The sequence below is a fragment of the Actinoplanes sp. CA-131856 genome (genome assembly GCF_050956135.1).
Lineage (GTDB): Bacteria > Actinomycetota > Actinomycetes > Mycobacteriales > Micromonosporaceae > Actinoplanes.
In genome coordinates, this window is record NZ_CP191849.1 from 525,211 (window position 1) to 551,361 (window position 26,151).

Below are 26,151 nucleotides of genomic sequence, written 5' to 3' on the forward strand. Positions count from 1 at the left end.
CTTCAGATTTCGCCCGAGCCGCGGGGGATGAGGGTGGTCGGGATGCGGATCTCGCGCGGCGGGCCGGTGTGGCCCTCGATGCGCTCGAAGAGGGCGGCCGCGGCCGTGCGGCCCATGCGGGCCGGGTCCTGGGCGATGACCGTGACGGCCGGGTCGAGGAGGTCGGCCATCGGGAAGTCGTCGAAGCCGACCAGGGCGACCGACCGATGCCGGTCGAGGCGGCGCAGAGCGCGGACCGCGCCCATGGTCAGCGCGTTGTCGGCGGTGAAGATGGCGGTCGGCGGGGTGGGGCCGCGCATCAGGGTGATCACGGCGCGTTCGGCGGCGGCCGGATCGTGCAGATCGTGCACCACGGGGCCGGGACGGCCGCCCAGGGCGCGCAGATATCCGCGGTAACGGTCGCGGGAGGTGGCGCGCGTTTCGCCGTCGCCCAGATAGGCGATGCGGCGGTGTCCCTGGGCGATCAGATGGCGTACGGCTGTGGCTGCCCCGGAAATGTTCGTGGAGACCACGGAGTCGACGGGGGCGGCGGTGGCCTCGACGACGACGGTGGGCGTGCCGGTCCCGGTGGCGGCGACGGACGACGAGGCCAGGATCAGGCCGTCGAAGGACTTGGTGAGCGGGTCGTGCGGCTTGCCGCTCAGGACGTGGGCGTTGTGGGCCCGTGCTTCCTCCTCGATCGCCCGGTGCAGGGCGGCGGAGAAGGGGTTGGAGACGTCGTCGAAGAAGACGCCGATGGTCCCGGTCATATGGACCTCCGTCGATGTCGATCACTGTTCGCAACGCATCGTTGACATGTAGTCAACCTCGGCGTCTACTGCGGAAGCAACAGCTAAATCGGTGGAGGAGGCATGTTCCGGAGGAGAAGGACGGTATCCGCAGGCTGCGTGATGACGCTGATGCTCTTGTCCACGGCCGCGTGCAACAGAGGGTCCGGCGAGGACGTCGTCGGGCTGATCACCAAGACCGACACGAACCCGTTCTTCGTGCAGATGAAAAAGGGCGCGGAGGCGGCGGCCGAGGAGCAGAGCCTCGAGCTCCAGAGCTTCGCCGGCAAACAGGACGGCGACAACGAGGCCCAGGTGCAGGCCATCGAGAACCTGATGTCCTTCGGGGCCAAGGGTTTTCTGATCACCCCGAACGACTCCAAGGCGATCGTGCCGTCGATCGACAAGGCACACGAGCAGGACATGCTGGTGATCGCGCTGGACACCCCGGTCGATCCGCCGAACGCCGCCGACGCCACCTTCGCCACCGACAACTATCAGGCCGGCAAGCTGATCGGGCAGTGGGCCAGGGAGAAGTTCGCGAAGGACGGCAAAGAGGCGAAGATCGCCATGCTGGATCTCAACGCCAACCAGGTCTCCGTCGACGTCAAGCGTGACCAGGGCTTCCTCGACGGCTTCGGCATCGACATCGGCGACCCCAACCGGATCGGCGACGAGAACGACCCGCGGATCGCCGGGCACGACGTCACCGACGGGGCCGAGGACGGCGGTCGTACGGCCATGGAGAACCTGCTCCAGAAGGACCCCTCGATCAACCTGGTCTACACGATCAACGAGCCCGCGGCGGCCGGCGCCTATCAGGCGCTCAAGTCGGCCGGGCGCGACAAGGACACCGTCATCGTCTCGATCGACGGTGGCTGCCCCGGCGTGGACAACGTCTCCAAGGGAGTCATCGGCGCCACGAGCATGCAGTTCCCGCTCAAGATGGCGCAGATGGGCGTGGACGCCATCGCGGCGTACGCCAAGGACGGCACCAAGCCGCAGGCCACACCCGGTAAGGACTTCTACGACACCGGGACCGAACTGATCACCGACGACCCGCAGTCCGGCGTCGAGTCCAAGGACTCGGCGTGGGGCAAGCAGAACTGCTGGGGTTGATATGGCGACAACTGCCACTGCCGACTTCGACGTACGCAAGAACGACTCGCTCGGCCTGCGCGTCCAGCACCTCCTGCACGCCAACCCGGTGCTCGGGCCGCTCGCCGTGCTCATCGTCGCGATCATCGCCTTCTCGATCGTCAACGGCCGATTCCTCACCGCGACCAACCTGTCGCTGGTCCTTCAGCAGGTCACCGTCATCGCCGTGCTCGCGCTGGGGCAGACGCTGATCATCCTGACCGCCGGCATCGACCTGTCGGCCGGCGCCATCGCGGTCTTCTCGTCGATCCTGATGGCCACCTTCTGCGTCGACGCCGGCATGCCCGGCATCATCGCGCTGCTGCTCGGTTTCGCCTGCGGCACCGCGATGGGCGCGATAAACGGCTTCCTGGTCACCCGGATCAAACTGCCGCCGTTCATCGTCACGCTCGGCACGCTGACCATCTTCTTCTCGCTCAACGCGGTGGTCAGCAACAGCGAGACGGTGCGCGGCACCGACATGCCGTCGCTCATGACGTGGACCGGCAACTCGATTCCGATCGGCAACTTCCGGCTGACGTACGGGTCGATCATCATGCTCCTGCTTTTCGCGTACTTCTTCTACGCGCTCTCCAGGACCGCTTGGGGCAAGCATGTGTACGCCACGGGGGACGACGCGGAAGCGGCCAGGCTCGCCGGCATTCAGACCGGCCGCGTGTTGTTCTCGGTCTACACGGTCGCCGGCCTGCTGTACGCGATCGGCGGCTGGATCCTGATCGGCCGGCTCGCCTCGGCCAGCCCCAACGTCGGCGTCGAGTACAACCTCGACTCGATCACCGCCGTCGTGCTCGGCGGCACCAGCCTGTTCGGCGGGCGCGGCAGCGTGATCGGCACGCTGATCGGCGCGCTCATCGTCGGCGTGTTCCGCAACGGCCTCCAGCTCGGCGGCGTCGAGGTCGTCTGGCAGGGCTTCGCGATCGGCCTGCTGGTGCTCGTCGCGGTCTCCCTCGACCAGTGGATCAGGAAGGTGAAGACATGACCGACACCCCTGTTCTTCAGGCGAAGGGCCTGGTCAAGCGGTACGGGCGGGTCGTCGCCATCAACGGGAGCGACCTCGAGCTCTATCCCGGTGAGATCCTCGCGGTCATCGGCGACAACGGCGCCGGCAAGTCGAGCCTGATCAAGGCGCTCTCCGGCGCGCTGGTGCCGGACGAGGGGCAGATCTTCCTCGACGGAAAGAGGGTCCAATTTCGTACGCCCATGGACGCTCGCACGGCCGGTATCGAAACCGTCTATCAGACTCTCGCCGTCGCGCCCGGCCTGGACATCGCCGACAACCTGTTCCTGGGCCGCGAGGAGCGGCGCCCCGGGCCGCTCGGCTCGGTGTTCCGCATGCTCGACCGCAAGCACATGCGGTCCGAGGCGAAAAGGCACATGTCGGAGCTGGGCGTGGCCACACTGCAGAACATCGGCCAGGCCGTCGAGTCGCTCTCCGGCGGTCAGCGGCAGGCGGTGGCGGTGGCCCGCTCGGCCGCCTTCGGCAGCAAGGTGGTGATCCTGGACGAGCCGACCGCGGCCCTCGGCGTGAAGGAGGGCAACCGGGTCCTGCAACTGATCCGGGACGTACGGGATCGGGGTCTTCCGGTGATTCTCATCAGCCACAACATGCCGCATGTCTTCGAGGTGGCCGACCGTATCCACATTCAGCGGCTTGGCCGCCGGGCCACGGTGATCACTCCGAAGTCGCACTCGATGTCGGAGGCCGTCGCGATCATGACGGGAGCGGCGGAACCGCCCCCGCCCTCTTCCTGAGAATGAGCCGGCCGCCAATCGGCGGCCGGCTCAATTCACACTATCGCCACTTGTGGTTGTTGCCCGTTCCGCACGTCCAGATGTCGAGCTTCACGCCATCCGCCGTGTTGTTGTTCGGGATGTCGAGGCACTTTCCGGAGTTCGGATTACGAATGGTGCTGTCGCTGTAGTAAAGCCATTTCTGGGCCACCCCGTTGTTGCAGGCCCACAGCTGAACCTTCGTGCCGTTGGCGGTGCCGCTGTGGTCGACGTCGACGCACAGGCCGTTGAAGCTGATGAAGCTGTCCTTGAACATGAACTTCTGGTTGGCGCTGCCGTTGCAGGGCCGGATCTCCAGCTGTACGCCCTGGGTGAAGCTCGGCGCGTTGACGCACTTGCCGTGCAGGACGCTGGTGATGGCCCGGTCCCACAGGTCGGTCGACCAGGTGGCCACGCCGGTGTCGTTGCGGTAGAGGACCAGGTTGCCGTCGTTCTGCAGCTTCAGCGTGCTGGGACCCTGGCCGTACGTCTTGGACGACCAGATGGCCGCGCCGGCCGCCGTGTAGAGCACCAGGTTGCCGTCACGCTGGTTGACGAAGCGGGTGCCGGTGGTGGTGCTCGTCGCCCACACCGCCCGCGGGCCCTTCGAGACGACGACGTTGCCGTCACCCTGCAGCCGCAGCGTGTGCCCGAAGGTCGAGTGCAGGAACTTGGCCTCGGACAGCTCGGCGCCGGCCACCAGCTTGGTGTTGACCGGGGACCACTGCTGGTTGGCGCCGTTGTTGACGTCGTACGTGATCGTGGCGACGCCGGCGACCTTGCTGGCGTTCAGAACGGTGATCGCCTTGTTGGTCAGCTCGTTGGTCCAGACGTAGTTGTCGCCCTGCTTGGTGTAGTAGAAGAACTGGTCGGCGCCGCCGTCGCACTTACGGATCACGAAGCCGACGCCGTTGGCGCCGCCACCGCCGGTCTTGTCGGCCAGGCTCACACACTTGCTGCGGTCCCAGGCGTTGATGATCCGGTACTGGCCGCCGGTGTTGTAGACGCGCATGCCGATCCAGCGGTACTTCTCGTTGTCGTACGAGCAGGTGGTCTGCACCAGCGGCTTGCCGTCGGTGACGCTCTCGGCCTCGGCGGCGAGGCACAGACCGGAGTTGAGGTTGCTCCACTGCCACTGCTTGGCGCTGGGCCGGTTGGCGGCGTCCGGCGCCACCCTGTATTGCCCGACGCGGATGAAGTCCGACACGACCAGGGCGTCGCCGTAGAGCGACTGGGTCGCGGCGGTGACGATGTTGTCGTTGCCGTCGGCCTGGGCCTTGGTCCGGATGCTCTGGACGGCGGCGCGGTCGGCGGCCTCGCGCTCGGCCAGCTCACGGATCAGGTCGCGCCGGTCGGCCTCGCGCATGCCGGTGTCGATGAACGCCCGCCACACGGCCGGGTCGCTGCTGCGCAGGGCCCGCTCGGCGGCCGCCCGGATCTCGATCCGGTTCTCGTCGGTGTCGACGAGCTCCCAGATCCAGCGGACGAAGTTGTCGTCGGTCATGGCGAGCTTGCCCGGGTCGGCCACGATGCCGAGGATGGCCGCGGCGGCCTTCATCGAACCCTCGCGGGCCAGCCGGGCCTGCTCGGCCGCGCCGGCGTCCTCGGCCGCCTTGATCGCGTCCTGCACGTCCTGCTCGGCCGCGGCCTTGACGCCGGTGGCCAGGAACTCGTGCTGCTGGGCGGCGGTGCCGTTGATGACGGCCACGGCGGCCGCCTTGACCCGGGCGCCGGCGGCCTTCGTCCAGATCTCGATGACCACGTCGCGCTCGGAGAGCGTCAGCATGCGGCCGTCGGTGTCGAGGACCAGGCCGGCCGCCGCGTACGCGGCACGCTTGAGGTCACGGGCCTCGCGGGCGGCGGCCTCGTCGCTGATCTTCTTGGCGTCGTCGGCCAGCTTGGCGTCGAAGATGCCCTTGAGGATGAACTCCTTGCAGACCTCGTCGACGGTGGCGTTGTCGGCGCCCAGCGCGAGCTCGGCCGCCACCTGGATCAGCGGGAAGCGCTCCGAGTTCTGCCAGATCTTGAAGACGAAGTTGCGGTCGGTCTGGCTGAGCCACTCGCTGTCGGCCTCGATGCCGATCTCGTTGGCGGCCCGGACCTTCTCCTCCTCGCTGGTCGGCAGGCCGTCGTCGACGGCGAGTGCCTCGGCCGCCTTCGCGGTCATCGGCACCGCGTCGGCCGCCTTGGTCTTCGCGCCGGCGGCCGGCTTCGGCGCGGTCGTCTTCGGCGTGGCCGGCTTCGGCGCGGCCGAGGAGGGCGTCACGGGCGTCGGTGCGGGGGCGGCGAGGGCCGGCCCGGCGAGAAGTGTCGTCAGGGTGGCGGTCACGGTCACGGTGAGCAGTCCACGTAGGACACGTGGATGCCTCATGGCTGTATTCAATTCAATCCCCGTTGTAGTGCCAGATGTGCCCGCGCCATTTGGCGGCCGGGCACGCGGCGGCCCGCCTGGGGCGTCGCCGGATTTCCCCCGCGTCCTGGCGCGGGTTGACGAACCGTAGCGATACGAATACACGATCGTCAAGGTCTGAACGCCGTTTTTCAGAGATCCACGTCGATGACGTGATCACCTTTGGAGCGGGGTGGCGGCGGTCGATGGGTGCGTGCTAGAAACCTGGCGGATTCGGTGAGCGTCGATCTCTGAGCATTATGGCCTTATCTATTTGCTCGGGGCGCCGGAACCGTAATTTCAACGGGGGATGGTGCAATTGAATACGCGTGTGCGGACTCGGTCCGCAGCGATGATGGCCGCTGCGCTGATATTGGCGCCGGCCCTGGTTTCCGGTGTCGCCGCGCCGGCGTGGGCGGCCCGCCCCACCGGCGCCGTCACGACGACGACTTTCGATCAGTTCGAAGAGGACCGCCTCTACGTCCGATATCTGGCGGGCTACGACCCGCGCTCGCTCGTGCGCACGGCCGCCTGGAACGCGCTCGTGGCCAGCAACGTGCCCGCGGCCATCGACCGCTTCCTCAACTCGGGCCTGGCGTACGCGGTCACCCGCTCCCAGCAGCTCGCGGCGCGCAACGCCGACTTCGCGCGCCGGATCCTGGCCACGCACACGGCGGAGTTCTCGCCCGAGGTGCACGCGGCCGCGCAGTACGCGCTGAACAGCGGCACCGCCGCGCTCGACGCCTTCGCCCGGACCGGATACGCCGCGGCCAAGGCGCGTGACCGGGTGGCCCGCGAGGCCGCCGGTGAACAGGCCGCGGCCCTGCTCGACAGCGACCGCGCCTTCGTGGCCCACCTGCGCGACTACGACCCCGGAGCCCAGGTCCGGGCCGCCGCCGGCTACGCGCTGCGGACCGAGGCCACCGACGCCGACCTGGTGGAGTTCTACGCGTACGACTGGGCCGCCGCGGCCTCGGTCGACCTGCAGACCCAGCAGGTCCAGTGCGCCAACAGCGACATGGTCTGGCGGGCCAAGGTGAAGACCCTGCTGGCCGACGCGCAGGCCGCCCAGAAGGCGGCCGAGGAAGCGGCCGGCGAGGCCCGTGAGCAGGCCCGCGCCGCCGCGGCCCGGGCCTGGCACGCGCTCGGCGAGCAGGCCGCCCCGGCCAAGTCCACGTGGGACACGGCGGTCGTGGTCGCGGAGCAGCAGGCGGCCAACTGGCAGCAGGTGGCGCTGGCCGCCGCCGCGGCCGTGGACAACCCGAACTGGGACTCGGTCGCGCTCAGCGCGCAGGCCAACGGGCAGCAGTGGATCACCGCGCAGGCCAACGCGGCCCAGCAGGCCGCCTACTGGACCGCCCTCTATCAGATGGCGCTGGACGGCGAGCTCGGCATGCAGGCGGGTGCCCGATGAGAAATTCGATACGGACCTGGCTGGTGCTGCTGCTGGCCCTGATCGTGGCCGGCGGCATCGTGCACGCGCCGCCCGCGCTGGCCGCCCCGGCGCCGGCCCAGCTCCAGGAGGACCCGCCGCCGATCCCGATCCCCGACCTGGTGACCGAGCCGTGGAACGGCACCACCGGGGTGGTGACCTCCAACGAGCGCTGGGTCACCTCCATCCAGGATCTCGCCGAGCTCACCGAGGAGCCGGAGATCCGTGACGCCGCGCTGGCCATCCTGGCCACCGGTGACGCCGCCAAGATCCGCAACTGGGCGCTGACCCAGATGCCGGTCATCGAGCAGCAGGTGAAGGACCGCAAGCGCAAGGAAGCGGCCGACCGGCTGGCCAAGGTCAAGACCATGGCCGGTACGGGTGTGCCCGGCGGCTACTTCAACGCCGAGGTCCAGCGGGTGCTGGCCGGCACCGACGACGATCGTAAGCAGTTCCTGGCCTACGGGGCCGACATCGCCCGGGCCCGCGACGAGAAGGTCATCGGCGACACGCGCGAGCGCGCCGCCCAGCTGCGTGAGCGGCTGCGGGTCTTCGCGGCCGCCGCCCCGGACGGCTCCCAGGTGAGGCTGGCCGCCGAGCAGGCGCTGGCCGGCACCGACGCGGCGGTGTCCGCGTTCTTCGCCACCGGCTACGCCGTGGCCGCCAAGGCCGACGCCGAGGCCCGCGAGCGCTACCTGGCCGACCTCGAGGCCCGCAACAAGGCCGCCGAGGAACTGTCCGACCTGGCCCAGCGGGCCAAGCGGGCGTCCGAGGCGCGGACACAGATGATGGTCGCGCACGGCAACAGCGTGCACGCGCTGCAGAGGGCGGCCAACGCGATGGCCGGCGCCGCCAACGCGGCCCGGCACAGCCAGCGGGTCTTGGCCGGCGCGGGCACGGTCGCCGAGAAGGCCGGCAGTCTGGCCATCGACAAGCAGCTGATCGCCACCGAGCTGGGCACCGCCCAGCAGGCGGCCCAGCAGGCCCAGGCCGCCGCGACGTCGTCCCGCAACGCGGCCGACGTCCTCGAGGAGACGGGCCTGACCTACGGCGTCGAGTGGACGCTGATCGCCCAGGGGGCGAGCGAGGCCGCGACCGCAGCGGTCGGCGCCACCACCACCGCCGGCCACGCGGTCGACGCCACCATCGCCACCAACAACGCGCAGGGCGCGCAGGCCCAGGCCGAGGCCCACGCGCGGCTGGCCATCCAGTGGCGCGCGCACGCCGCCGACCACGCGGCGGCCGCGGCCAAGCTCGCCGCCGCCGCCGCGAAGCAGGCCGCCGCGGCCAAGACCGCCGCGGCCCGCACGAAGACCGCCAAGGAGCAGGCGCAGGCCGCCGAGGCCAAGGCGTGGGCCGAGGCGGAGAAGACCCGTCAGCAGAAGGAGATCGCCCAGGCCAAGGCGGCCGAGGCGAAGACACACCGCCAGACCGCCGAGACCGAGCGCGCCAACGCGGAACGGCTTCGGGCGGAGGCCGAGAACCAGGCGGCCATCGCGCGTAACGCCCGGGCCGCGGCGGACGCCGAGGCCGCCGCGGCGGAACAGGCCCGGTCGAAGGCCGAGTCGTCCGAGTCGGCCGCCCGCGCGGCCGAGACGCGGGCGTGGAACCAGGAAGGCATCGCGCGGCAGGCGCGCGACGACGCCATGGCCGCGGAGCGCGCGGAGCAGACGGCCAAGGCGAAGGCCCAGGCCATGCGGGCCGCCGCGGCGTCGGCCGAGACGGAGGCCGAGCGTCAGGAAGCTCAGGCGGAGGCCGACGAGGCCGACCGGCAGGCCGGCATAGCGAGCTCGGCGGCGCGGTCCGCCCGTGCACACGCCAATACGGCCACGGGTGCCGCCGCCAACGCCCGCGCCGCGAGCACCCAGGCGCAGGACGCCGCCAACCGGTCCCGGGCGGCCGCCGAGAAGTCGCGCGCGGCGGCGGCCGCCGCCGACTCCGCGGCCGACAGGGCCGAGGCGACTTCCCGAGGCGCCCACGCGGCGCGGGTGCGGGCCGACGCGAAGGCCGCCGAGGCGACCGCGCAGCAGGCCAAGGCCGCGGAGGCCGCGAACGCGGCCCAGCGGCTGGCCGGTCAGGCCGCCGAGGAGTCGGTGCGGTCGCTGTGGGCCGCCGACCGGACGAAGTCCGAGGCCGAGGGGGCCGCCCGCGAGGCGGTCGCGGCAAGCGAGCAGGCCGAGTCCGCGGTGCGGGCCGCCACGGCGGCGGCGAGCTCGGCGGCCGGCATCGCCCAGCCCGCGAACACCGCGATCGGCATGGTCAGCCCGTTCACCGGCGCCGACATCGACGCCGACTTCGTGGCCCAGGTGGCGGCGCAGGCCCTGGTCATCGGCGACGAACAGGCCGACGCGGCGCAGGCGCGGGCGGCCGAGGCGCTCGAGGCGGCCCGGCGGGCCGACGATGCCGCCCGTGACGCGGCCGACCAGGTCCGGCCGGCCTATCTGTCGGCAGCGGCCGCGGCGCATTCGGCGGCCGACGCCGCCGAGTACGCGGCGCAGGCCCGGCGGTCGGCGGCTCAGGCCGCGGCCGACGGGGCGGCAGCCCGGACCGCGGCCGCCAGCGCCGGACGGGCCGACGCCCAGGCCCGGGCAGACGCCGCCGCGGCACGGCAGGCGGCGAACGAGGCCGCCAACGACGCGGCGATCGCCGGGCGCAGCGCGCAGCAGGCGCAGGAGGCGGCCAACGCCGCCAACCAGGCCGCCAACAGCGCCGAGGCCGAGGCGGCGGCCGCCCGAGGCGCCGCCGACCGGGCCGAGGCCGACGCGGCCGCCGCACGGACGGCGGCCACGAACGCGCAACAGGCGGCCGACAGCGCCTCCACGGCCGCGGCCAACGCGTTGCAGCACGCCGTCGACGCGCAGAAGGCGGCCGACCGGACCGAGGAAGCCGAACGGCAGCGGGCCGCACTGGAGATCGCCAACGCCGCGGCCGACATCCCACCGGATGCCACCGAGGCCGACCTGCTGCAATATCTGACCCCGGACGAGCTGGCGCAGCTGCGGCAGGCCGAGCAGGAAGCCGGGATGAGTGTCCTGGACTTCATCAAGGCCGAGGCCTGGGACCTGTTCCTGGAGCTGTCCGGCGTCGGCGACCTGATCTCCTGCTTCCGGGACGGCAACGTCGAGGCCTGCCTGTGGAGCCTGGCCGGCCTGCTCGGCGGCATCAAGGCGATCCGGGCCGGCTACAAGATCGTCAAGCTCATCCCCAAGCTGATCAAGTTCTTCGAGAAGGTCAAGGACGCGAAGAAGCGGCGGGACAAGATACGCGACCTCGCTCGCAGCAGGAAGAAGAAAAAGGACCGCGACGACGAGTGTGATGCCCGCGCCCGGAAGAACAGCTTCCTTCCCGGCACCCCGGTGCTGCTCGCGGACGGCACCACCCGGGCCATCGAGAAGGTAGCGGTCGGCGACCTCGTCCGGGCCACCGATCCGATCACCGGCCTCACCGTCGCCAGGCCGGTCACGGCCACCATCGTCGGCGACGGCGACAAGAAGCTGGTCGACATCACCATCGGCGCCACCACGATCACCGCGACCCACAACCATCCGTTCTGGGTTCCGGAGCTGTCGGATTGGGTGGACGCCGAACGGCTGGCTCCCCGGCAGTGGCTGCGCACCAGCGCCGGCACTCATGTCCAGGTCACCGCGGTGCGGCATCGTGAGGCCGAGACTCGCGTCCACAACCTCACCGTCGCCGACCTGCACACGTTCTACGTCACCGCCGGGCCCGCATCGGTCCTGGTCCACAACAGCGACTGCGCCGAAGAGTTCATCTGGAAGAACGAGCGGCAACTCGAATTCCCGCTCCGCGGTAAACCCGACGACACCGATCAGGCTCGTTTCCACAACCTCCCGGCGCGGGACCAAGCAGCCCTCCGGCGGAGCAAAGACGGGCGAGGATCACTCGCGGACGGTTGCCACACCTTTGTGATCATGCCGAACGACGAGGTCAGATCGGTCCAGGACAGCATCCTCGACACGTGGCGCGACGGCGACGACTGGGCGGGTCATACGACCCTCGCCGGCCATGACAGCAACGACAAGCCCAACGGTGTCCTGATGGCGGGCAGCTTCGAGGTCAAAGACGGAAAGATCTTGTGGTGGGGCCGTCACTCCGGCCATTACCGGCCGCAGGAGTATGGCGGTGACATGCTGCAAGACCTCACGAAGCGCGCGTTCGGGTCGGCCGGCTACGGCGGGGATCAGGAGTACAAGGGCGCGACGATGTGCGACGACGGCGACGACGATGACTGGTAAGGGATGAGATGACGAGCCGATGGCGGACGGTCTGGGCGACCGGCGAAAGCGACGAACGGATCGTCCGCCTCGGCATGGCCGGCCCCGACGTGGTGGTCTCGGCCGATCACGGCGGCGCGATCGAGACGCGGTGGGCCGCCGATGGTTCCCCGGTGACCGCGCCCACCTATACCGGGATCACGGGCATCCTCGCCCTGGCGCCCTGGCGGCACGGGGAAGGTGTGCGGGTGGCGACAGGGGCCGGTTCCCGGCATGTGTCGCACCGGTGGTTGCAGCGGTGGGATCTCGTCGCGAGGGAGGAGATCGCACCGGCGATCGACATGAACGTGATGGGGGTGAAACACGTCGACCCGGCCATCGTCCACGGTGAACAGGTGCTGGTCGTGGTCAGCCAGGGAGTGCTCGCGATCCGGCGGACCGGTGACGGGTCGGTCGTCGACGACGTGGTCAAGCACCGGTCGACATCACGTGTCGTGATCGGCTCGACCGATCGTGGCCCGGTCGCGGTCACCTCGTCGCACGACGAACATCCGCAGTTGTTCTGGTTGGAGAATCTGACCGAGGCGGTGCGCCTGCCGCATGCCGACGGCGAGTTCATCGCCGCCATGGAGGGCGACCGTCTGGTCTGCGGCAGCTACGCGGAGCCGTGGAACAAATGGCAGACCGCGTGGGCCGGCGATCTGTCCGGCCGGCGCCTCGGGCCCGCGGTCACCGGCGACGTGATCACGGCGGTGGCGGTGGCGGCCTGGCCGGCGGTCTTCATCGCGCGGGCCGACCGTACGGTGTCGCTCGTCGATCTGGAGTCGGGCCGCGAATTGGCCCCGGCTCTGCGTCTGCCGAAGCGGGCCCGCAGCCTCGTGGTGGTGGACGGGCGGGACGTCATCGCGGGGTTCGGCCTCGAGGTGGCCCGGTTCGAGCCGCCGGCGTGGAAGGGTGAGCGTGAGCGATCTGTGGATGCGGGAGATGGCCGGTGTCGACGAGGTGTTCGCCCGTCGGAGTGAGGCCGAGCGGATCCGGGTCATGTGTGAGGCCATCGACTACGCGATGTTCCGGTCGCTGACACCGCTCGCCACGATCCCGTCGCCGGAGGCGCGCGGGCTGATCGAGGAGGCGCTGGCCGCGGGGCGGGCGGGTGTGCCGCCCGAGGCCGCCTACGAGCTCTCCGGCCGCATGTATCCCTTCCTGGATTCGGAGGGGTCGGTCGGCTCGATCATGGTCGGCGCGGCGCTCGAGCTGCTGTCGGGGCTCAGCGAGGGCGCGAGGCCGGGCGACGCGTCAAATGTCTTGTTCCAGTGCTACGACGCGACGATGCAGCGGCAGGCCATGGGGCGGAGGATCACCATCGAGCATGAGCTCGGGAATCCGGCCTGTGTCGACATCATCCGGGAGCAGAAGGAGTTGCTGGCCGGGGCGATTGAATGACGGGCCGGTGGCGGACGGTCTGGTCGACCCGCGAAAGCGACGACCGGATCGTCCGTATCGGCCCGGCCGGCTCCGGCGTGGTGGTCTCGGCGGACCGGTGACGGGTCGGTCATCGGCGAGGTGGTCAAGCACCGGGAGACGTTGCGGGTCGCGATCGGGTCGTCCGGCGGGCTGCCGATCGCGGTCACCTCGTCCCACGAACGGCACCCGCAGTTCTTCTGGCTGGACGACCTGGCCGAGGCGGTGCGCCTGCCCCATGCCGACAGCGACGTCATCGTGGCGTACGGCCAGCAGGTGGCCCGATTTCGGCCACCGGCGTCATGACTTCTTCTTTTTGCCCTTTTTGCCGCTTCCGCTGTCGAACATGCTGTTGAGCATGGCCTCGTCGCGTTCGTGGGCCTGTTCGGCGGCGGTCTTGGGCTCGCGGACGGCGATCTTCCAGAAGATCGCGGCGGCGACGACCAGCCAGGCCCACCACGGGATGCCCGACTCGGGCCCGAAGAGCTGGCTCGTGACGTCGTAGGCAGAGTTCATGTACTGCTCCATGGCCGCAATGATCGGCCGGAGAGCCCGCCGGGTTGAGAGACCCGACGGGCTTTTCTGACTCTCAGGCGCCCCAGCCGGCCTGCTCGCCGCCCACGCGCTCGGCGACGATCTTCTCCTGGTAGCCGCTCGCCTTGTAGGCGCGCACCGGGTCCGGGTCGAGGCCGGCGTCCGCGCGGACCTCGGCCAGCAGCGGGCGGACGTCGGTGTTGTAGGCGTCCATCAGCACCGCGTTCGCCTCCAGCACGTCGCCCTCGGCCTGCGCCTTGAACAGGGCGTCGCGGTCGACCAGCAGGGCCTTGGCCGTGGCCTCCTGGATGTTGAGCACCGAGCGGATGATCGCCGGGATCTTCGCCTCGATGTTGTGGCACTGGTCGAGCATGAAGTTGATGCCGTACGACGGGTCCAGCGCGTCGCCCCGGACGATCTCGTACATGATCCGGAACAGCTGGAACGGGTCGGCGGCGCCGGCCATCAGGTCGTCGTCGGCGTAGAACCGGCTGTTGAAGTCGAACGCGCCGAGCTTTCCCTGCCGGAGCAGGAACGCCACGATGAACTCGATGTTCGTGCCGGGCGCGTGGTGGCCGGTGTCGATGCAGACCGTGGCCTTCTCGCCGAGCTCGACGCAGTGCGCGTACGAGGTGCCCCAGTCCGGGATGTCGGTGGCGTAGAAGGCCGGCTCGAACAGCTTGTATTCGAGCAGGAAGCGCTGATCATCACCGAGCCGGTCGTACGCCTCCTTGAGCGCCGCGCTCAGCCGGTCCTGCCGCAGGCGCAGGTCGTCCTGGCCCGGATAGTTGATGCCGTCGGAGAACCACAGCTTCAGGTCGCGCGACCCGGTCTGGTCCATGATGTCGATCGCCTCGAGCAGGTGATCGGTGGCCTTGCGGCGGATGCCGGCGTCGGGGTTGGTGACCGAGCCGAGCTTGTAGTCGTTGTCCTGGAAGACGTTGGTGTTGATGGCGCCGATCGCGACGCCCTCCGACTTGGCGTACTCGCCGAGGGCCTTGTAGTCGTCGACCTTGTCCCACGGGATGTGCAGGGCGACGGTCGGGGCCACGCCGGTGAAACGGTGCACGACCGCCGCGTCGGCGATCTTCTCCTCGGGCGTGCGGGGCACACCCTCCTGGGCGAAGACCTTGAAGCGGGTGCCGGAGTTGCCGAAGGCCCACGACGGGGTCTCGATGCGCTGCGCCGCCAGGGCGCGCTTGACTGCGGCGAGGTCAGTCATGAGGGGCCTCCAAAGGCTCATCGGAAAGGTGGAACACCTCGGTCAGCAACGGGAATCCGTCGGTGGGTGAGGTGCCGGCGAAGAAGGGGGCCATCTCCGCCTGCCACCGGGTGTTGACGTCCAGGGCCGCCATGGCCGCCTGGGACGCCTCGAGATCGTCGGCCTCGACGTAGCCGATCAGGAGACCGTCGTCTCGGAGGAACAAGGAGTAGTTGCGCCAGCCGGTGGCCCGAAGTGCTGCCTGCATCTCGGACCACACGGCCTGGTGCCGCTCCACGTACTCCGCCATCCGCTCGGGACGGACCTGGAGGTTGAAGCAGTAGCGCATGTCGTCAGAAGTTGAACTGGTCGATGTTGTCGGCGGTGAACTCGGTCGGCGGGCCGAGGACGATCTCGCCGTCCTTGCCGATCGTGTAGTCGCCGAGCTTGCCGGCCTTGAACTTCTCGCCCTCGGCGCCGGTGATCTGGCCGGAGGCCAGGGCCGCGCCCGCGTAGGCGGCCAGGTAGCCGATGTCGGCCGGGTTCCAGAGCGCGAACTTCTTCACGGTGCCGTTCTTGACGTACTCACGCATCTGGTTGGGAAGGCCCAGACCGGTCACGGCCACCTTGCCCTTGTAGCTCGACGAGCCGATGTAGCGCGCGGCGGCCGCGATGCCGACGGTGGTCGGTGCGACGATCGCCTTCAGGTTCGGGTACGACTGCAGCAGGCCCTGTGCCTCCTGGAACGACTTCTGGTCGTCGTCGTTGCCGTAGGCCACCTTGACCAGCTTCAGCTTCGAGTACTCGGGCTTGGCCAGTTCCTTCTTCATGACGTCGATCCAGGCGTTCTGGTTCGTGGCGTTCGGCGTCGCCGACAGGACCGCGATCTCACCCTCGCCGCCGGCCTGCTCCAGCGCCATCTTGGCCAGGGATTCGCCGATGCCCTGCGTGGTGGCCTGGTTGATGAAGGCGTCGCGGCAGTCCTTGGAGGCGTCCGAGTCGAACGTGACGACCTTGATCTTCGCGGCGCGGGCCTGGTTGAGCGACGGGCAGACCGCGTTCGGGTCGTTGGCCGCGACCACGATGACGTCCTGCTGCTGCTGGATCAGCGTGTTGATGTACGACACCTGCGACGAGGCGGACGCGTCGTTCGGGCCGACCAGCTTGTATTCGCCCTTGACCTCGCCGACCGCCACCTTGCCGCCGCCCACCTCCACATCGGAGTACGGGTTGTTCAGCTGCTTCGGCAGGAAGGCGATCTTCAGGCCCTCCTTGGTCGCCGCGTTCGGGTCGGCGGCCGCGGAGGCCTGCGAGCCGCCGGCCGAGTTGTCGGTGCTGTCCTTCGTGGTGCCGCCGCAGGCGCTCAGGCCCACGACCAGCAGTGCGGCTGAAGTTACGGAGAGTAGTGTGCGGGGGGAACGACGAAGCACGGCGTACTCCATTCTTTTCAGGTCTGAGGGGTTATCGGGCTGCGGCTTGCCGCAGGCGCCGGCGGTGCCAGTTGCCGCGAACGGCGGTGGCGATGTTGGGAAGCAGGACGGAGAGCACGAGCAGGGCGCCCGTGACGATGTTGAGCGCCTGCCCGGAGACGTCCTCTAGGCGCAGCGCGTTCTGCAGCGCGGCCAGCAGCACGACACCGGCCAGTACGCCGGGCAGGCTGCCCTTTCCGCCGAAGATCGACACGCCGCCCAGCAGGACGGCCGCGACGACGGCGAGTTCGAGGCCCGAGCCGTTGTCGGCCCGGGCGCTGGAGTAGCGAAGGGTCCACAGCACGCCGACCAGACCGGCCACGGCGCCGCTGACGACGTACAGCCAGAACTTGGTCCTGGCCACCCGGATCCCGGAGAAATGCGCGGCCTTGTCGTTGGCGCCGATCGCGTAGAGCGCGCGGCCGACCGGGGTCGCGTGCTGCACGATCCCGAAGACCAGAGCCAGGATCACGATCAGGATCAGGACATTGGGTACGGGTGAGGACCCGATCGTTCCGGTGACCCAGTCGGTGTAGCTGAACGGGAAGTCGGCCACCGCGCCGTCGCCGAGCACCACGAAGGCGAGCCCGCGGAAGAGCGCGAGCGTGCCGATCGTGACCGCCAGCGAGGGCAGGCCGAGCACCGTGATCAGAAAGCCGTTGAGCACGCCGCAGATCGCGCCGATCACGATGCAGAGCGGGATGATCATTTCGATCGACAGGCCGTTGTTCCAGAACCAGCCCATCAGCGCGCTGGTGAAGCCGAGCGTGCTGGCCACCGACAGGTCGATCTCGCCGGTCACGATGATCATCGTCATCGGGAGCGCGATCAGGATGATCGGCAGCAGGTCGAGCACCATGAAGGTGAAGTTGCGGCTGGTGCCGAAGTTGTCAACGGCGGCCGACGCGACGATCAGCACGACGACGGTCAGCAGAATGATGATGCTGTCCCAGCTGGTCAGCCTCTTCTTCACTTCAGACATGAGCGTCTCGCTTACGGAGAGAACGGGCGATCCGGACCGCGACGAGCCGGTCGGCGCAGATGGCCAGGATGATCAGGGAGCCGACGATCGCCTGCTGCCAGAACTGGTTGATGTCCAGGACGGCCAGGGCGCTGCTGATCACCGTCAGCAGCAGCGCGCCGAGGCCGGCGCCCCAGACCGAGCCGCTGCCGCCGAAGACGGCCACGCCACCGACCACGACCGCGGCCACCACGTTCAGCTCGTAGCCGGTGCCGGCCGAGGCGTCGATCGTGCCGAACCGGGCCGCGAACAACACACCGGCCAGGCCGGCGGCGGCGCCGCTGAGGATGAACGCGACGATCAGGTTGCGGGCGACCTTGATGCCGGCCAGCTCGGCCGCGTCGGGGCTCGAGCCGATGGCGTACATCTCGCGGCCGATGCGGTAGTTGCGCATCATCAGCGAGACGCCGCCGACCATCACCAGGGCGATCAGGACCAGCCAGGGGATGCCCAGGATGTTGTCGTTGGAGAAGTCGAGGAAGCTGCCCGGCAGCTCGTCGGCGGTGACCTGGTCGCCGCCGGCCCACGAGTAGACCAGGCCGCGGAAGATGTACATCGTGCCGAGCGTGACCACCAGGGCCGGCACCTTGCCGTACCGCACCAGCACGCCGTTGATCAGGCCGGCCACCGCGCCCACGGCGATGCCCACGGCGATCGCGACGATCATCGGAAGGCCCGGGTTGGCGCTCATCATGGAGGCCACGGTGAACGCGCTGATGCCGAGCACCGAGCCGACGCTCAGGTCGATGTTGCGGGTGATGACGACGACGGCCTGACCGGCCGCCATCACCGCCAGGATCGCCGTGTTGAGCAGGTTGTCGCGGATGCTCTGGCCGGACAGGAAGCGGGGATTGTCGATCGCGGTGTACGCGATGAGCAGCACCAGGGCGAGCACGATGCCCAGCTCGCGGGTCTTGAGCAGCCCACCGGCGAACCGCCGGCGGCCGGACGCGGGCGCGCCGATCGTCGAGGTGGTCATGCCGAAACCTTCTGTCCCATGGCGGCGTACATAACTGATTCCTCGGTCGCCTCGGCCCGGGTGAGCTCGGCCGCGATCTTGCCCTCGCGGAGCACGATGACCCGGTCGGCCATGCCCAGCACCTCGGGCAGCTCGGACGAGACCATGACGACGCCCATGCCGTCCTTGGCCAGCGACGACAACAGCCGGTGAACCTCGGCCTTGGTGCCGACGTCGATGCCACGGGTGGGCTCGTCGACGATCAGCAGGCGCGGGCCGGTGGCCAGCCACTTGGCCAGCACCACCTTCTGCTGGTTGCCGCCGGAGAGCGTGCCGACGGCGTCGCTGAGCTTGCCCAGCTTGGTCTGGAGCTTCTCGGTCCAGGTCAGGGCCGACCGGCGCTCGCTGCCGCCGAACAGCAGACCCAGCCGGGCCAGCTTGCGGGCCCGGGGCAGGGTCACGTTGCGCTCGATCGACAGGTCCATCACCAGGCCCTGCTGGCGCCGGTCCTCGGGGACCAGGGCCAGGCCGGCCGCCATGGCGGCGCGGGGCGATCCGCCCTTGAGCTTCCTTTTCTGGAAGCGGACGGTGCCGGAGTCGTACGGGTCGACGCCGAAGACGGCCTGCATGACCTCGGAGCGGCCGGCGCCGACCAGGCCGGCCAGCGCGACGATCTCGCCTTCCCGGACGCTGAACGTGATGTCGCGGAAGACGCCCTCGCGGCTGAGCTTGTCGACCTCGAGCAGCACCTCGCCCGGCTCGACGTCCTGCTTGGGGAAGAGCGCGCTGAGATCGCGGCCGACCATCTTGCGGATCATGTCGTCGACGCTGAGCTCGGACACCAGCTCGGTGGTGACGTGCTTGCCGTCCCGCATGATCGTCACCCGCTCGCAGAGCGCGGTGATCTCCTCGAAGCGGTGCGAGATGAACATGATCGCCGCGCCCTCGTCGCGCAGCGAGCGGACGACCGAGAAGAGCCGCTCGACCTCGACCGCGGACAGCGCCGCGGTCGGCTCGTCCATGATCAGCACCCGGGCCTCGGCCGACAGCGCCTTGGCGATCTCGACCAGTTGCTGGTCGGCGATCGAGAGGCCCCGGGCCGGGCGGGCCGGGTCGAGGTGGACGCCGAGGCGGCGGAACAGCGCCTCGGCGTTCTCGGTCATGGTCTTGCGGTCGATCTGGCGGAGCCGGGTCAGCGGCTGGTTGCCGATCGCGATGTTCTCGGCCACCGAGAGGTCGGGGAAGAGCGTGGGCTCCTGGTAGATGACGGCGATGCCGGCCGCCTTGGCGTCGGCCGGGCCGGCGAACTCGACGTCGGCCCCGTCCACCCGCAGCGTGCCGGTGTCGGGCCGGTGCACACCGGCCAGCATCTTGACGATGGTCGACTTGCCGGCGCCGTTCTCACCGACGAGAGCGTGCGCCTCGCCCGGGAAGAGCGGGAAACTGACGCCCTGGACGGCCGCGACCGCGCCGAACGACTTCGTGACGTCGGCGACCTCGAGCCGGGCCGGCCCGGGGTCACCGGCGCGGTTATCGGGCTTGGCCGGAGAGTCCGCCACAGCCACCTCCACGTCGGACTTTGAAATGTTTCAGAGAACGTGTAGAGAACGTAGGTGGCCCCGATCACACGTGTCAAGCATTCGATCGAAACGTTGCGGAAACACGGCCGTTGTGAGTTCGACCTGTACCGTAAGATGCAACTTCAACGTTTCAACGGTCCCGCGCAACGGCCCTGCGGGGTACCGTGAGCCGGTTCCGTTCACCGCCGGTTGACCGGCAGGTCGAGGAGGTAGCGGTGCTGAACGGCAGGACGCCGTCCGTCAAGGACGTGGCCGCGGCCGCCGGCGTCTCGCTGGGCACGGTCTCGAACGTGATGAACCGCCCCGAAGTGGTCAGCGCCCGCACCCGTGAGCGGGTCGAGCGGGCCATGACGGAGCTCGGCTTCGTCCGCAACGAGTCGGCCCGTCAGTTGCGTGCGGGCACAAGCCGCACCCTGGCCTACGTGATGCTCGACGGCACCAACCCGTTCTTCCACGACGTCGCCCAGGGCATCGAGCTGGCCGCCGAGGACGCCGACCTGTCGCTGTTCATCTGTAACAGCAACAGCCGCGCGTCCCGCGAGGAGGTCCACCTCGACCGGCTGCTCCAGCAGCGCGTGCAGGGCATCCTGATCACTCCCGTCGACCCGGCGGCGCCGCACCTCGACGAGCTGTCCCGCCGCGGCGTCCCCCTGGTCGTGGTCGACCGGGTCCGCGGCGTCGACAACTGCTGCTCGGTCGCGGTCGACGACGTGCTGGGCGGCCGCATCGCGGTCGAGCACCTGGCCGAGCAGGGCCACGAGAGGGTCGCGTTCATCGGCGGCCCCGACTCGCTGGGCCAGGTGGGCGAGCGGTTGCAGGGCGCCCGCGAGATCTGGTCGTCGCTGGGCCGCTCACCCGACGACCTGATCTATCTGCCGACCGAGGCGATGACCGTGGCCGATGGACGGTCGGCCGGCGAGCGCCTGGCCGGGTTGCCGGTTCGCCGCCGCCCGACCGCGGCGTTCTGCGCGAACGACCTGCTCGCCCTCGGCCTGCTGCAACAGAGCATCGGCGCCGGCCTGCGCGTGCCGGACGACCTGGCCATCGTCGGCTTCGACGACATCGAGTTCGCGGCCGCGGCCGCGGTGCCGCTGACGTCGGTCCGCCAGCCGCGACAGGAACTGGGGCGGGCGGCGGCCCAGTTGGTGCTCGACGAGGCGACCAACCCGGACCACAAGCACAGCCAGCTCCAGTTCACGCCCGAGCTGGTCGCCCGGGCCTCGACGGTCTCCCGCTCCCGCGCCGTCTGACCACGCGGCGTCTGGTGGCATTCTGTGACCGTGAGGCCTAGGTGCTCCCTGTACGTGGACGTCGGTTACCTGCTCAGCGCGGCAGCGGTGCGGGTGACGGGGACGTCGCTGCGCAACGGAATCCAGGTCGACTACGAGTCGCTGGTCGACGGGCTCGTTCAGCAGGCCGAGAAGCTGTCGGAGCTGCCGGTGCTGCGAGTCCACTGGTACGACTCCGCGCGCGACGGCGTACCCGACCCTCAGCAGCAGTTGATCGGAGAGCTGTCCAACGTCAAGTTGCGGCTCGGCCGGTTCGGCGTGGAAGGCCAGCAGAAGGGCGTCGACCTGCGGATCGGCCTTGATCTTGTAACGCATGCGCGTAACGGTGTCGCGGAGGTCTTCATCCTCGTCTCGGGGGACGACGATCTGACCGAGGCCGTCGAAGAGGCTCAAGTTCATGGCGTGCAGGTCTTCCTGCTTGCCGTCCCCAACGCTGAGGACAAGCCGCACGGCATCAGCCGTCATCTGATACGTGCCGCCGACGGCCTCAAGATCCTCTTTCCGGAGACCATCGACCAGACGGTGACGAAGGTGGCACCGCAACGAGCCCTGCCGGTATCCCTCCACAGGGAGCCGCCGGAGCCGACCTCTGAGATGGCCGAACAGGTCGACTCGGTGGTCAACGGAGTCCTGGCGGCCTTCCGCAGATCCGCCAGCGCAGAGGAGCTCGCGGCGCTGGTTGCCGGCAAGCCATCGATTCCCCGCGACATCGACAAGGCGTTGCTGACCGATTTATCGGATCGCCTCGGTGTCGTCGACCTGGATGAAGCAGCACGGCACAAGCTTCGGGCACAGTTCTGGGCGAAGTGGGATGAGGCCTGATGTAACTTTCGGCAGTGTCGGGCGTCAGGTACGGCCCGTACCGTCGCCTCGGTGGAGCGCGTGACGATGGCGGCTCTTCCCGCCGCGATTGTGTTTGCTGGGCTGGGCATGGTGAGCGGGTGGTGGCTGCTGCCGGCCGTGGTCGCCGCGTTTCTGGCCGGGCGGCGCCCGGGGCGGACCGGGCCGACGGTGCTGGTTCTGGTGGCGGTGCTCTCGGCCGGTGTGGTGGTGTTCTCGGTTGTGCCGGGCTGGCTGTCGCTGGCGAGCCGGTTTCTGGTCGTGATGGTCGCCGGCACGATGGTGCCCTGGTTCGCGGGGCGGTTCTGGCGGCAGTATCAGGATCTCGTTCGCGCGGGCTGGGAGCGGGCCGCGCAGGCCGAGCGTGAGCAGCGGCTGGTCGCCGAGCAGGCCCGGCAGCGGGAACGGGCTCGGATCGCCCAGGACATGCATGACCTGCTCGGCCACGACCTCAGCCTGATCGCGCTGTCGGCGGGCGCGCTGAAGCTCGCGCCAGGCCTGGAGGAGCACCACCGCCGGATGGCCGCGGATCTGCGGGCCCGGGCCGGGGCCGCGGTGGAGCGTCTCGGCGAGGTGATCGGCGTCCTGCGCGAGGAGACCGACAGCGCACCCATGGAAGCCCCTGGCCTCGCGGCGCTGGTGGCCGGGGCGTCCACATCGGGGCTGGCGGTCGAGCTGCGCGTCGATGGTGAGGCGGGCACTGTGCCGCCGATGGCCGAGCGGGCCGTGCACCGGGTCGCGCGGGAAGCGCTCACCAATGTGGCCCGACACGCGCCCGGAGCGGCGGCGGTCATCTCGGTGACGCATACGGAGGCCGAGACGACGATCGAGGTGGAGAACGGCCCGCCGTCGTCACCGGCCCAGGGCCACGGCGGCGGGCATGGTCTGATCGGCCTCGCCGAGCGGGTGCGGCTTGTCGGCGGCGTCTTCGAGTACGGTCCGCAGCGTGGCGGCTTCGCCGTCAGCGCACGGATCCCGCACGCCTTCGTGCCGCTGCCGAAGATCGAAGGGGCGCTGCCGCAGGAGCATCGCCGCGCCCGGCGGCGTGCCGGCCGGACGCTGGTCATCGCGGTCATGGTGCCGTTGGTCACCGGTGCTGTGCTGAGCGGGGCCCTGGCCGGCTGGGAGACGCTGTCCGCGTCGCGGGCGGTTCTGGATCCGGGTGACTACGCCCGCTTGCGCGTCGGGCAGGATCGGTCCGAGGTGGAGCGTCTCCTGCCGAGCCGGCAGACGCGCTACCGGCCATTGACCGCCGAGCCGACCGGGGACGGATCGACGTGCGAGTACTACGCCATGACGGCCGACCGCTTCGACGACCGGTCCGGCGATGTCTACCGGCTCTGCTTCCGCGACGACGTGCTGGTGTCCCGCGACACCGTCACCCCGTGAGCCGCCGATGATCCGCGTGCTGATCGCCGACGACGAGCCGATGATCCGGGCCGGTCTGCGCGCGGTCCTCGCCACCGCCGACGACATCGAGGTGATCGGTGAGGCCGGTGACGGGCACCAGGCCGTCGAGCTGGCGCGGCGGCACCGGCCCGCGGTGGCCGTTCTCGACATCCGGATGCCCGGCCTGAACGGCATCGAGGCGATGGCCGAGCTCGGCCGGGCCGTGCCGGGCACGCGCGTGATCATCCTGACGACGTTCGGGGAGGACGACTACATCCTCCAGGCGCTCGGCGGCGGGGCCGCCGGCTTCCTGATCAAGTCCGGCGAGCCCGAGGAGCTGATCCTCGGAGTACGCGCGGTGGCCGACGGCGCCGCTTACCTGTCACCGAAGGTGGCGGCCCGCGTCGTCGCGCACCTCGCCGCGACGGGTGCGAACACCCTGGCCGCGCGTCGCTCCAGTGCCCGTGAACGGGTCGGCGCTCTCAGCCCCCGGGAACGGGAGGTGCTGGCCTTCCTCGGTGCTGGTCTGTCCAACGGGCAGATAGCCCGCCGGATGCACGTGGTCGAGGGGACGGTCAAGGCGCATGTGAGCTCGATCCTGGCCAGGCTGGGTGTGGACAACCGGGCCGCGGCCGCGGTGATCGCCCATGAGGCGGGGACACCACCCGCGCAGGAGTAACGACACCGCCGCCACGATCGCCCCGCCGAGCACCGCGCCGGCCAGAACGTCGTGTGGATAGTGGACCCCCACCAACACCCGCAGGGCCGCGGCGGTGATGGCCAGGGGCAGGGTGATCGCGGCCAGGCGCGGCCACAGCATCGCCAGTCCGACGGCCAGCCCGGCGGCCACGGTGGCGTGGTTGCTCGGGAACGACCAGTCGCCGCTCTCCGGGCAGGCGGCGGTCACCAGCACGCGGCACGGTCGTTCCTCGTCCACCACCAGCTTGGTCGCCTCACTGACGGCATACGCGACCACGGTGCCGAGAACGGTCAGCACGACTCCGGTGATCCCTCGCACGTCCCGGTGTCGCAGCGCCCTGAACCCCATCCCGGCCAGCAGCAGGCCCAGGAGCACCAGGGTGCCCTCGGTGGCCACCTCCAGCACCGGGCCGAGCCACGACGGCGCGCCCGCCACCGCCCCGGCGACCGCTCGATACGCGGACGCCGAGACGCCGCTGGTGACGTACACCGGACCGGCCCGGCCCCACCCGCCAGGAGCGAGCCAGACGACCAGCGCCGCCGCCGATATCAGGACACCGAGTGCTTTGAGCTTCATGGGCTGACCGTAGAAACGGAGACGGCCGGAGACCCGGGTCGAACGGCTACCCACACCCCCCGACGATCGTCAGGGTTGACTGCCCAGCAGCTCCGAGACGGTGACGAAGCGGTAGCCGCGGGCGCGCAGGCCGGCGATCATGGTGGGCAGGGCGTCCAGGGCCACCAGCCGGCGCTGGGTGCCGGCGTCGTGGGCCAGGATGATCGAGCCGGGGCGCATTCCGCTGATCAGGTCGTCGGCCTGGGCCTTCGGGTCGCCGGCGAAGCGGCGCTCGCGCATCTGGTGCGACCACAGCACGATGTCGTATCCCATGGCGTCCGCGGCCAGCACCGTCGAGCCGCCGAAGTGGCCGTAGGGCGGGCGCATCAGGGTGGCCGTGCGGCCCGTGTGGCGCTTGATGGCGTCGTGGGTGCGTTCCAGTTCGCGGCGGCAGCCGGCCAGGTCGAGGGTGGCCAGGTCGTCGTGTGACCAGGAGTGGTTGCCGACCTCGTGCCGGTCCAGACGGTTGCGCAGCAGGTCGGCGTGGGCCTCCAGGTGGCGGCCGACCAGGAAGAACGTGGCCGGCGCCTTCGCCTCGTCGAGAGCGTCGAGGAAGCGTGGCGTGTAGTCCGGCAGCGGGCCGTCGTCGAAGGTGAGCGCGACCAGCTTCTCGGTGGTCGGCGTGAAGTAGTGGATCCGCACGCCGCCGGTGGAGACCGCGCCCAGGTCGTCGGCGGCCGAGGCGTAGCCGCCGCCCAGTGGTGGGCGGTCCCAGCCCAGCCAGTGCTTGACCTGGTCCGACCCGGCGAAGGCGGTGGCCGCACCGCCGGCGGCGAGCAGAGCCCCGCGCAGCATCGAACGACGAGTAACCATGAATCCCCCATGAACGAACCGGCTTTACAGCCTGGTTGATCATGGCAAGAACCGCCTCGGCCACTGGACTGGTTCAGTGCCCGAGCTCATCGGCCGAAAGGCCTAGGGGTTGAGGATTCGCTCAGTCGAAGGGGTGCGAGGTCTGCACGTTGAGCAGCCGGGCCAGGCGGGTGGTGACCGGGCGGGCCTCCAGGTGCAGCCGGGCGATGTTCAGGCCGCTGTCGCCGATGACCGCGAGCAGGGCCAGCTCGCCGATCGCGTAGACGGACAGATAGCCGCCGGTGTTGCGGATCGTCACCTCCTGGAAGGTGCCCTGGCCCAGGGCGGCGCCGCAGGTGCGGCTGATGCCGTGGGCGCCGGCGGCCAGCGCGGCGATGTCGTGCGGCTCGGTCGAGGACACCGTGTCGTGCAGGATCAGCAGGCCGTCGACGCCGGCGATGACGCAGCCGCGCACGCCGGTCACCTGGTGGCGCAGCGCGGCCAACTCGCCGCGAACGGCCTGATACGGATCTGTTTGCACGGCTTTCTCC

24 protein-coding genes and 1 pseudogene are annotated in these 26,151 nt (G+C 69.9%); 13 read left to right on the top strand and 12 right to left on the bottom strand.

The window, feature by feature from the left end; translation table 11 throughout:
- Window positions 1–2: 2 nt before the first annotated feature.
- Window positions 3–749, bottom strand: a complete 747-nt coding sequence (locus ACQP2X_RS02460; protein WP_498694063.1) for a substrate-binding domain-containing protein — start codon at window positions 747–749, stop codon at window positions 3–5.
- A 141-nt stretch (window positions 750–890) separates the two neighbouring features.
- Here ACQP2X_RS02460 and ACQP2X_RS02465 point away from each other — a divergent pair, with 141 nt between their 5' ends.
- The 3 genes from ACQP2X_RS02465 to ACQP2X_RS02475 are packed head-to-tail and all read left to right on the top strand — an operon-like array spanning window position 891 to window position 3,677.
- Complete coding sequence (locus ACQP2X_RS02465) at window positions 891–1,886, top strand: sugar ABC transporter substrate-binding protein (protein ID WP_498694064.1); 996 nt, start codon at window positions 891–893, stop codon at window positions 1,884–1,886.
- A 1-nt stretch (window position 1,887) separates the two neighbouring features.
- Window positions 1,888–2,904, top strand: a complete 1,017-nt coding sequence (locus ACQP2X_RS02470; protein WP_498694065.1) for an ABC transporter permease — start codon at window positions 1,888–1,890, stop codon at window positions 2,902–2,904.
- Complete coding sequence (locus ACQP2X_RS02475; protein ID WP_498694067.1) at window positions 2,901–3,677, top strand: ATP-binding cassette domain-containing protein; 777 nt, start codon at window positions 2,901–2,903, stop codon at window positions 3,675–3,677. Before ACQP2X_RS02470 ends, ACQP2X_RS02475 begins: the two co-directional genes overlap by 4 nt.
- Window positions 3,678–3,717: 40 nt before the next feature.
- Here the strand turns inward: ACQP2X_RS02475 and ACQP2X_RS02480 are convergent, their stop codons facing one another.
- Complete coding sequence (locus tag ACQP2X_RS02480; RefSeq protein WP_498694068.1) at window positions 3,718–6,066, bottom strand: ricin-type beta-trefoil lectin domain protein; 2,349 nt, start codon at window positions 6,064–6,066, stop codon at window positions 3,718–3,720.
- Between the two features lie 373 nt (window positions 6,067–6,439).
- On the opposite strand from ACQP2X_RS02480, the gene ACQP2X_RS02485 reads away from it, so the two are divergent.
- The 5 genes from ACQP2X_RS02485 to ACQP2X_RS02505 all read left to right on the top strand — a co-directional run bounded on the left by ACQP2X_RS02485 (window position 6,440) and on the right by ACQP2X_RS02505 (window position 13,518).
- A complete protein-coding gene (locus tag ACQP2X_RS02485; protein ID WP_498694069.1) occupies window positions 6,440–7,498 on the top strand; it encodes a hypothetical protein in 1,059 nt (352 codons plus the stop codon).
- On the top strand, window positions 7,495–11,772 hold the full coding sequence (locus ACQP2X_RS02490) for a polymorphic toxin-type HINT domain-containing protein (protein WP_498694070.1): 4,278 nt from the start codon (window positions 7,495–7,497) through the stop codon (window positions 11,770–11,772). The genes ACQP2X_RS02485 and ACQP2X_RS02490 overlap by 4 nt, the downstream gene beginning before the upstream one ends.
- An 8-nt stretch (window positions 11,773–11,780) precedes the next feature.
- Window positions 11,781–12,773 carry a hypothetical protein gene (locus ACQP2X_RS02495; protein ID WP_498694071.1) on the top strand — a complete coding sequence of 331 codons (993 nt, stop codon included), beginning with the start codon at window positions 11,781–11,783 and terminating at the stop codon, window positions 12,771–12,773.
- Window positions 12,736–13,194: a hypothetical protein gene (locus tag ACQP2X_RS02500; protein ID WP_498694072.1), complete on the top strand. Its 459-nt coding sequence runs from the start codon at window positions 12,736–12,738 to the stop codon at window positions 13,192–13,194. Before ACQP2X_RS02495 ends, ACQP2X_RS02500 begins: the two co-directional genes overlap by 38 nt.
- A 120-nt stretch (window positions 13,195–13,314) precedes the next feature.
- Window positions 13,315–13,518 (top strand): hypothetical protein, encoded by a 204-nt coding sequence (locus ACQP2X_RS02505; RefSeq protein ID WP_498694073.1) that lies wholly within the window; start codon window positions 13,315–13,317, stop codon window positions 13,516–13,518.
- Here ACQP2X_RS02505 and ACQP2X_RS02510 read toward each other — a convergent pair.
- The 7 genes from ACQP2X_RS02510 to ACQP2X_RS02540 all read right to left on the bottom strand — a co-directional run bounded on the left by ACQP2X_RS02510 (window position 13,513) and on the right by ACQP2X_RS02540 (window position 19,954).
- Window positions 13,513–13,728 (bottom strand): hypothetical protein, encoded by a 216-nt coding sequence (locus tag ACQP2X_RS02510; protein ID WP_498694074.1) that lies wholly within the window; start codon window positions 13,726–13,728, stop codon window positions 13,513–13,515. The genes ACQP2X_RS02505 and ACQP2X_RS02510 overlap by 6 nt on opposite strands.
- A gap of 73 nt (window positions 13,729–13,801) precedes the next feature.
- Window positions 13,802–14,968, bottom strand: coding sequence for an L-rhamnose isomerase (gene rhaI, locus ACQP2X_RS02515; protein WP_498694075.1), 1,167 nt, complete (start codon window positions 14,966–14,968; stop codon window positions 13,802–13,804).
- Window positions 14,961–15,296 (bottom strand): L-rhamnose mutarotase, encoded by a 336-nt coding sequence (locus tag ACQP2X_RS02520; RefSeq protein ID WP_498694076.1) that lies wholly within the window; start codon window positions 15,294–15,296, stop codon window positions 14,961–14,963. The genes rhaI and ACQP2X_RS02520 overlap by 8 nt, the downstream gene beginning before the upstream one ends.
- A 4-nt stretch (window positions 15,297–15,300) precedes the next feature.
- Window positions 15,301–16,320 (bottom strand): rhamnose ABC transporter substrate-binding protein, encoded by a 1,020-nt coding sequence (gene rhaS / locus ACQP2X_RS02525; RefSeq protein ID WP_498694077.1) that lies wholly within the window; start codon window positions 16,318–16,320, stop codon window positions 15,301–15,303.
- Window positions 16,321–16,408: 88 nt separating this feature from the next.
- Window positions 16,409–17,398, bottom strand: a complete 990-nt coding sequence (locus ACQP2X_RS02530) for an ABC transporter permease (RefSeq protein WP_498694079.1) — start codon at window positions 17,396–17,398, stop codon at window positions 16,409–16,411.
- Entirely contained in the window at window positions 17,391–18,416 is a 1,026-nt protein-coding gene (locus tag ACQP2X_RS02535; RefSeq protein ID WP_498694080.1) for an ABC transporter permease, read from the bottom strand. Before ACQP2X_RS02535 ends, ACQP2X_RS02530 begins: the two co-directional genes overlap by 8 nt.
- Entirely contained in the window at window positions 18,413–19,954 is a 1,542-nt protein-coding gene (locus tag ACQP2X_RS02540) for a sugar ABC transporter ATP-binding protein (protein WP_498694081.1), read from the bottom strand. The genes ACQP2X_RS02535 and ACQP2X_RS02540 overlap by 4 nt, the downstream gene beginning before the upstream one ends.
- Window positions 19,955–20,190: 236 nt before the next feature.
- Here ACQP2X_RS02540 and ACQP2X_RS02545 point away from each other — a divergent pair, with 236 nt between their 5' ends.
- From ACQP2X_RS02545 to ACQP2X_RS02560, 4 genes are read left to right on the top strand one after another with little or no spacing between them, the layout of a single operon-like run.
- Window positions 20,191–21,225 (top strand): LacI family DNA-binding transcriptional regulator, encoded by a 1,035-nt coding sequence (locus ACQP2X_RS02545; RefSeq protein WP_498694083.1) that lies wholly within the window; start codon window positions 20,191–20,193, stop codon window positions 21,223–21,225.
- Between the two features lie 54 nt (window positions 21,226–21,279).
- Complete coding sequence (locus ACQP2X_RS02550; protein WP_498694084.1) at window positions 21,280–22,086, top strand: NYN domain-containing protein; 807 nt, start codon at window positions 21,280–21,282, stop codon at window positions 22,084–22,086.
- A gap of 51 nt (window positions 22,087–22,137) precedes the next feature.
- Complete coding sequence (locus ACQP2X_RS02555; protein ID WP_498694085.1) at window positions 22,138–23,493, top strand: sensor histidine kinase; 1,356 nt, start codon at window positions 22,138–22,140, stop codon at window positions 23,491–23,493.
- A 7-nt stretch (window positions 23,494–23,500) separates the two neighbouring features.
- Window positions 23,501–24,172, top strand: coding sequence for a response regulator (locus ACQP2X_RS02560; protein WP_498694086.1), 672 nt, complete (start codon window positions 23,501–23,503; stop codon window positions 24,170–24,172).
- 57 nt (window positions 24,173–24,229) lie between these two features.
- On the opposite strand, the pseudogene ACQP2X_RS02565 reads toward ACQP2X_RS02560, so the two are convergent.
- Window positions 24,230–24,541, bottom strand: a pseudogene (locus tag ACQP2X_RS02565) (phosphatase PAP2 family protein); the annotation flags it as partial.
- Between the two features lie 40 nt (window positions 24,542–24,581).
- On the opposite strand from ACQP2X_RS02565, the gene ACQP2X_RS02570 reads away from it, so the two are divergent.
- The gene (locus tag ACQP2X_RS02570) at window positions 24,582–24,776 is read left to right on the top strand and encodes a hypothetical protein (protein ID WP_498701371.1); all 195 of its coding nucleotides are present in this window, start codon (window positions 24,582–24,584) and stop codon (window positions 24,774–24,776) included.
- 62 nt (window positions 24,777–24,838) lie between these two features.
- Here ACQP2X_RS02570 and ACQP2X_RS02575 read toward each other — a convergent pair whose 3' ends face one another.
- Window positions 24,839–25,621: a polysaccharide deacetylase family protein gene (locus ACQP2X_RS02575; RefSeq protein WP_498694087.1), complete on the bottom strand. Its 783-nt coding sequence runs from the start codon at window positions 25,619–25,621 to the stop codon at window positions 24,839–24,841.
- Window positions 25,622–25,742: 121 nt separating this feature from the next.
- Complete coding sequence (locus ACQP2X_RS02580; protein WP_498694088.1) at window positions 25,743–26,141, bottom strand: roadblock/LC7 domain-containing protein; 399 nt, start codon at window positions 26,139–26,141, stop codon at window positions 25,743–25,745.
- Window positions 26,142–26,151 lie beyond the last annotated feature (10 nt).

What these genes read in the sequence shown, in the direction of transcription:
- ACQP2X_RS02560 (WP_498694086.1), top strand. Translation starts at nt 23,501, where the DNA reads ATGATCCGCGTGCTGATCGCCGACGACGAGCCGATGATCCGGGCCGGT.
- ACQP2X_RS02520 (WP_498694076.1), bottom strand. Translation starts at nt 15,296, where the DNA reads ATGCGCTACTGCTTCAACCTCCAGGTCCGTCCCGAGCGGATGGCGGAG.
- ACQP2X_RS02465 (WP_498694064.1), top strand. Translation starts at nt 891, where the DNA reads ATGACGCTGATGCTCTTGTCCACGGCCGCGTGCAACAGAGGGTCCGGC.
- ACQP2X_RS02535 (WP_498694080.1), bottom strand. Translation starts at nt 18,416, where the DNA reads ATGACCACCTCGACGATCGGCGCGCCCGCGTCCGGCCGCCGGCGGTTC.
- ACQP2X_RS02490 (WP_498694070.1), top strand. Translation starts at nt 7,495, where the DNA reads ATGAGAAATTCGATACGGACCTGGCTGGTGCTGCTGCTGGCCCTGATC.
- ACQP2X_RS02470 (WP_498694065.1), top strand. Translation starts at nt 1,888, where the DNA reads ATGGCGACAACTGCCACTGCCGACTTCGACGTACGCAAGAACGACTCG.
- rhaI (WP_498694075.1), bottom strand. Translation starts at nt 14,968, where the DNA reads ATGACTGACCTCGCCGCAGTCAAGCGCGCCCTGGCGGCGCAGCGCATC.
- ACQP2X_RS02500 (WP_498694072.1), top strand. Translation starts at nt 12,736, where the DNA reads ATGGCCGGTGTCGACGAGGTGTTCGCCCGTCGGAGTGAGGCCGAGCGG.
- ACQP2X_RS02510 (WP_498694074.1), bottom strand. Translation starts at nt 13,728, where the DNA reads ATGAACTCTGCCTACGACGTCACGAGCCAGCTCTTCGGGCCCGAGTCG.
- ACQP2X_RS02480 (WP_498694068.1), bottom strand. Translation starts at nt 6,066, where the DNA reads ATGAGGCATCCACGTGTCCTACGTGGACTGCTCACCGTGACCGTGACC.
- ACQP2X_RS02485 (WP_498694069.1), top strand. Translation starts at nt 6,440, where the DNA reads ATGGCCGCTGCGCTGATATTGGCGCCGGCCCTGGTTTCCGGTGTCGCC.
- ACQP2X_RS02530 (WP_498694079.1), bottom strand. Translation starts at nt 17,398, where the DNA reads ATGTCTGAAGTGAAGAAGAGGCTGACCAGCTGGGACAGCATCATCATT.
- ACQP2X_RS02460 (WP_498694063.1), bottom strand. Translation starts at nt 749, where the DNA reads ATGACCGGGACCATCGGCGTCTTCTTCGACGACGTCTCCAACCCCTTC.
- ACQP2X_RS02475 (WP_498694067.1), top strand. Translation starts at nt 2,901, where the DNA reads ATGACCGACACCCCTGTTCTTCAGGCGAAGGGCCTGGTCAAGCGGTAC.
- ACQP2X_RS02495 (WP_498694071.1), top strand. Translation starts at nt 11,781, where the DNA reads ATGACGAGCCGATGGCGGACGGTCTGGGCGACCGGCGAAAGCGACGAA.
- ACQP2X_RS02575 (WP_498694087.1), bottom strand. Translation starts at nt 25,621, where the DNA reads ATGGTTACTCGTCGTTCGATGCTGCGCGGGGCTCTGCTCGCCGCCGGC.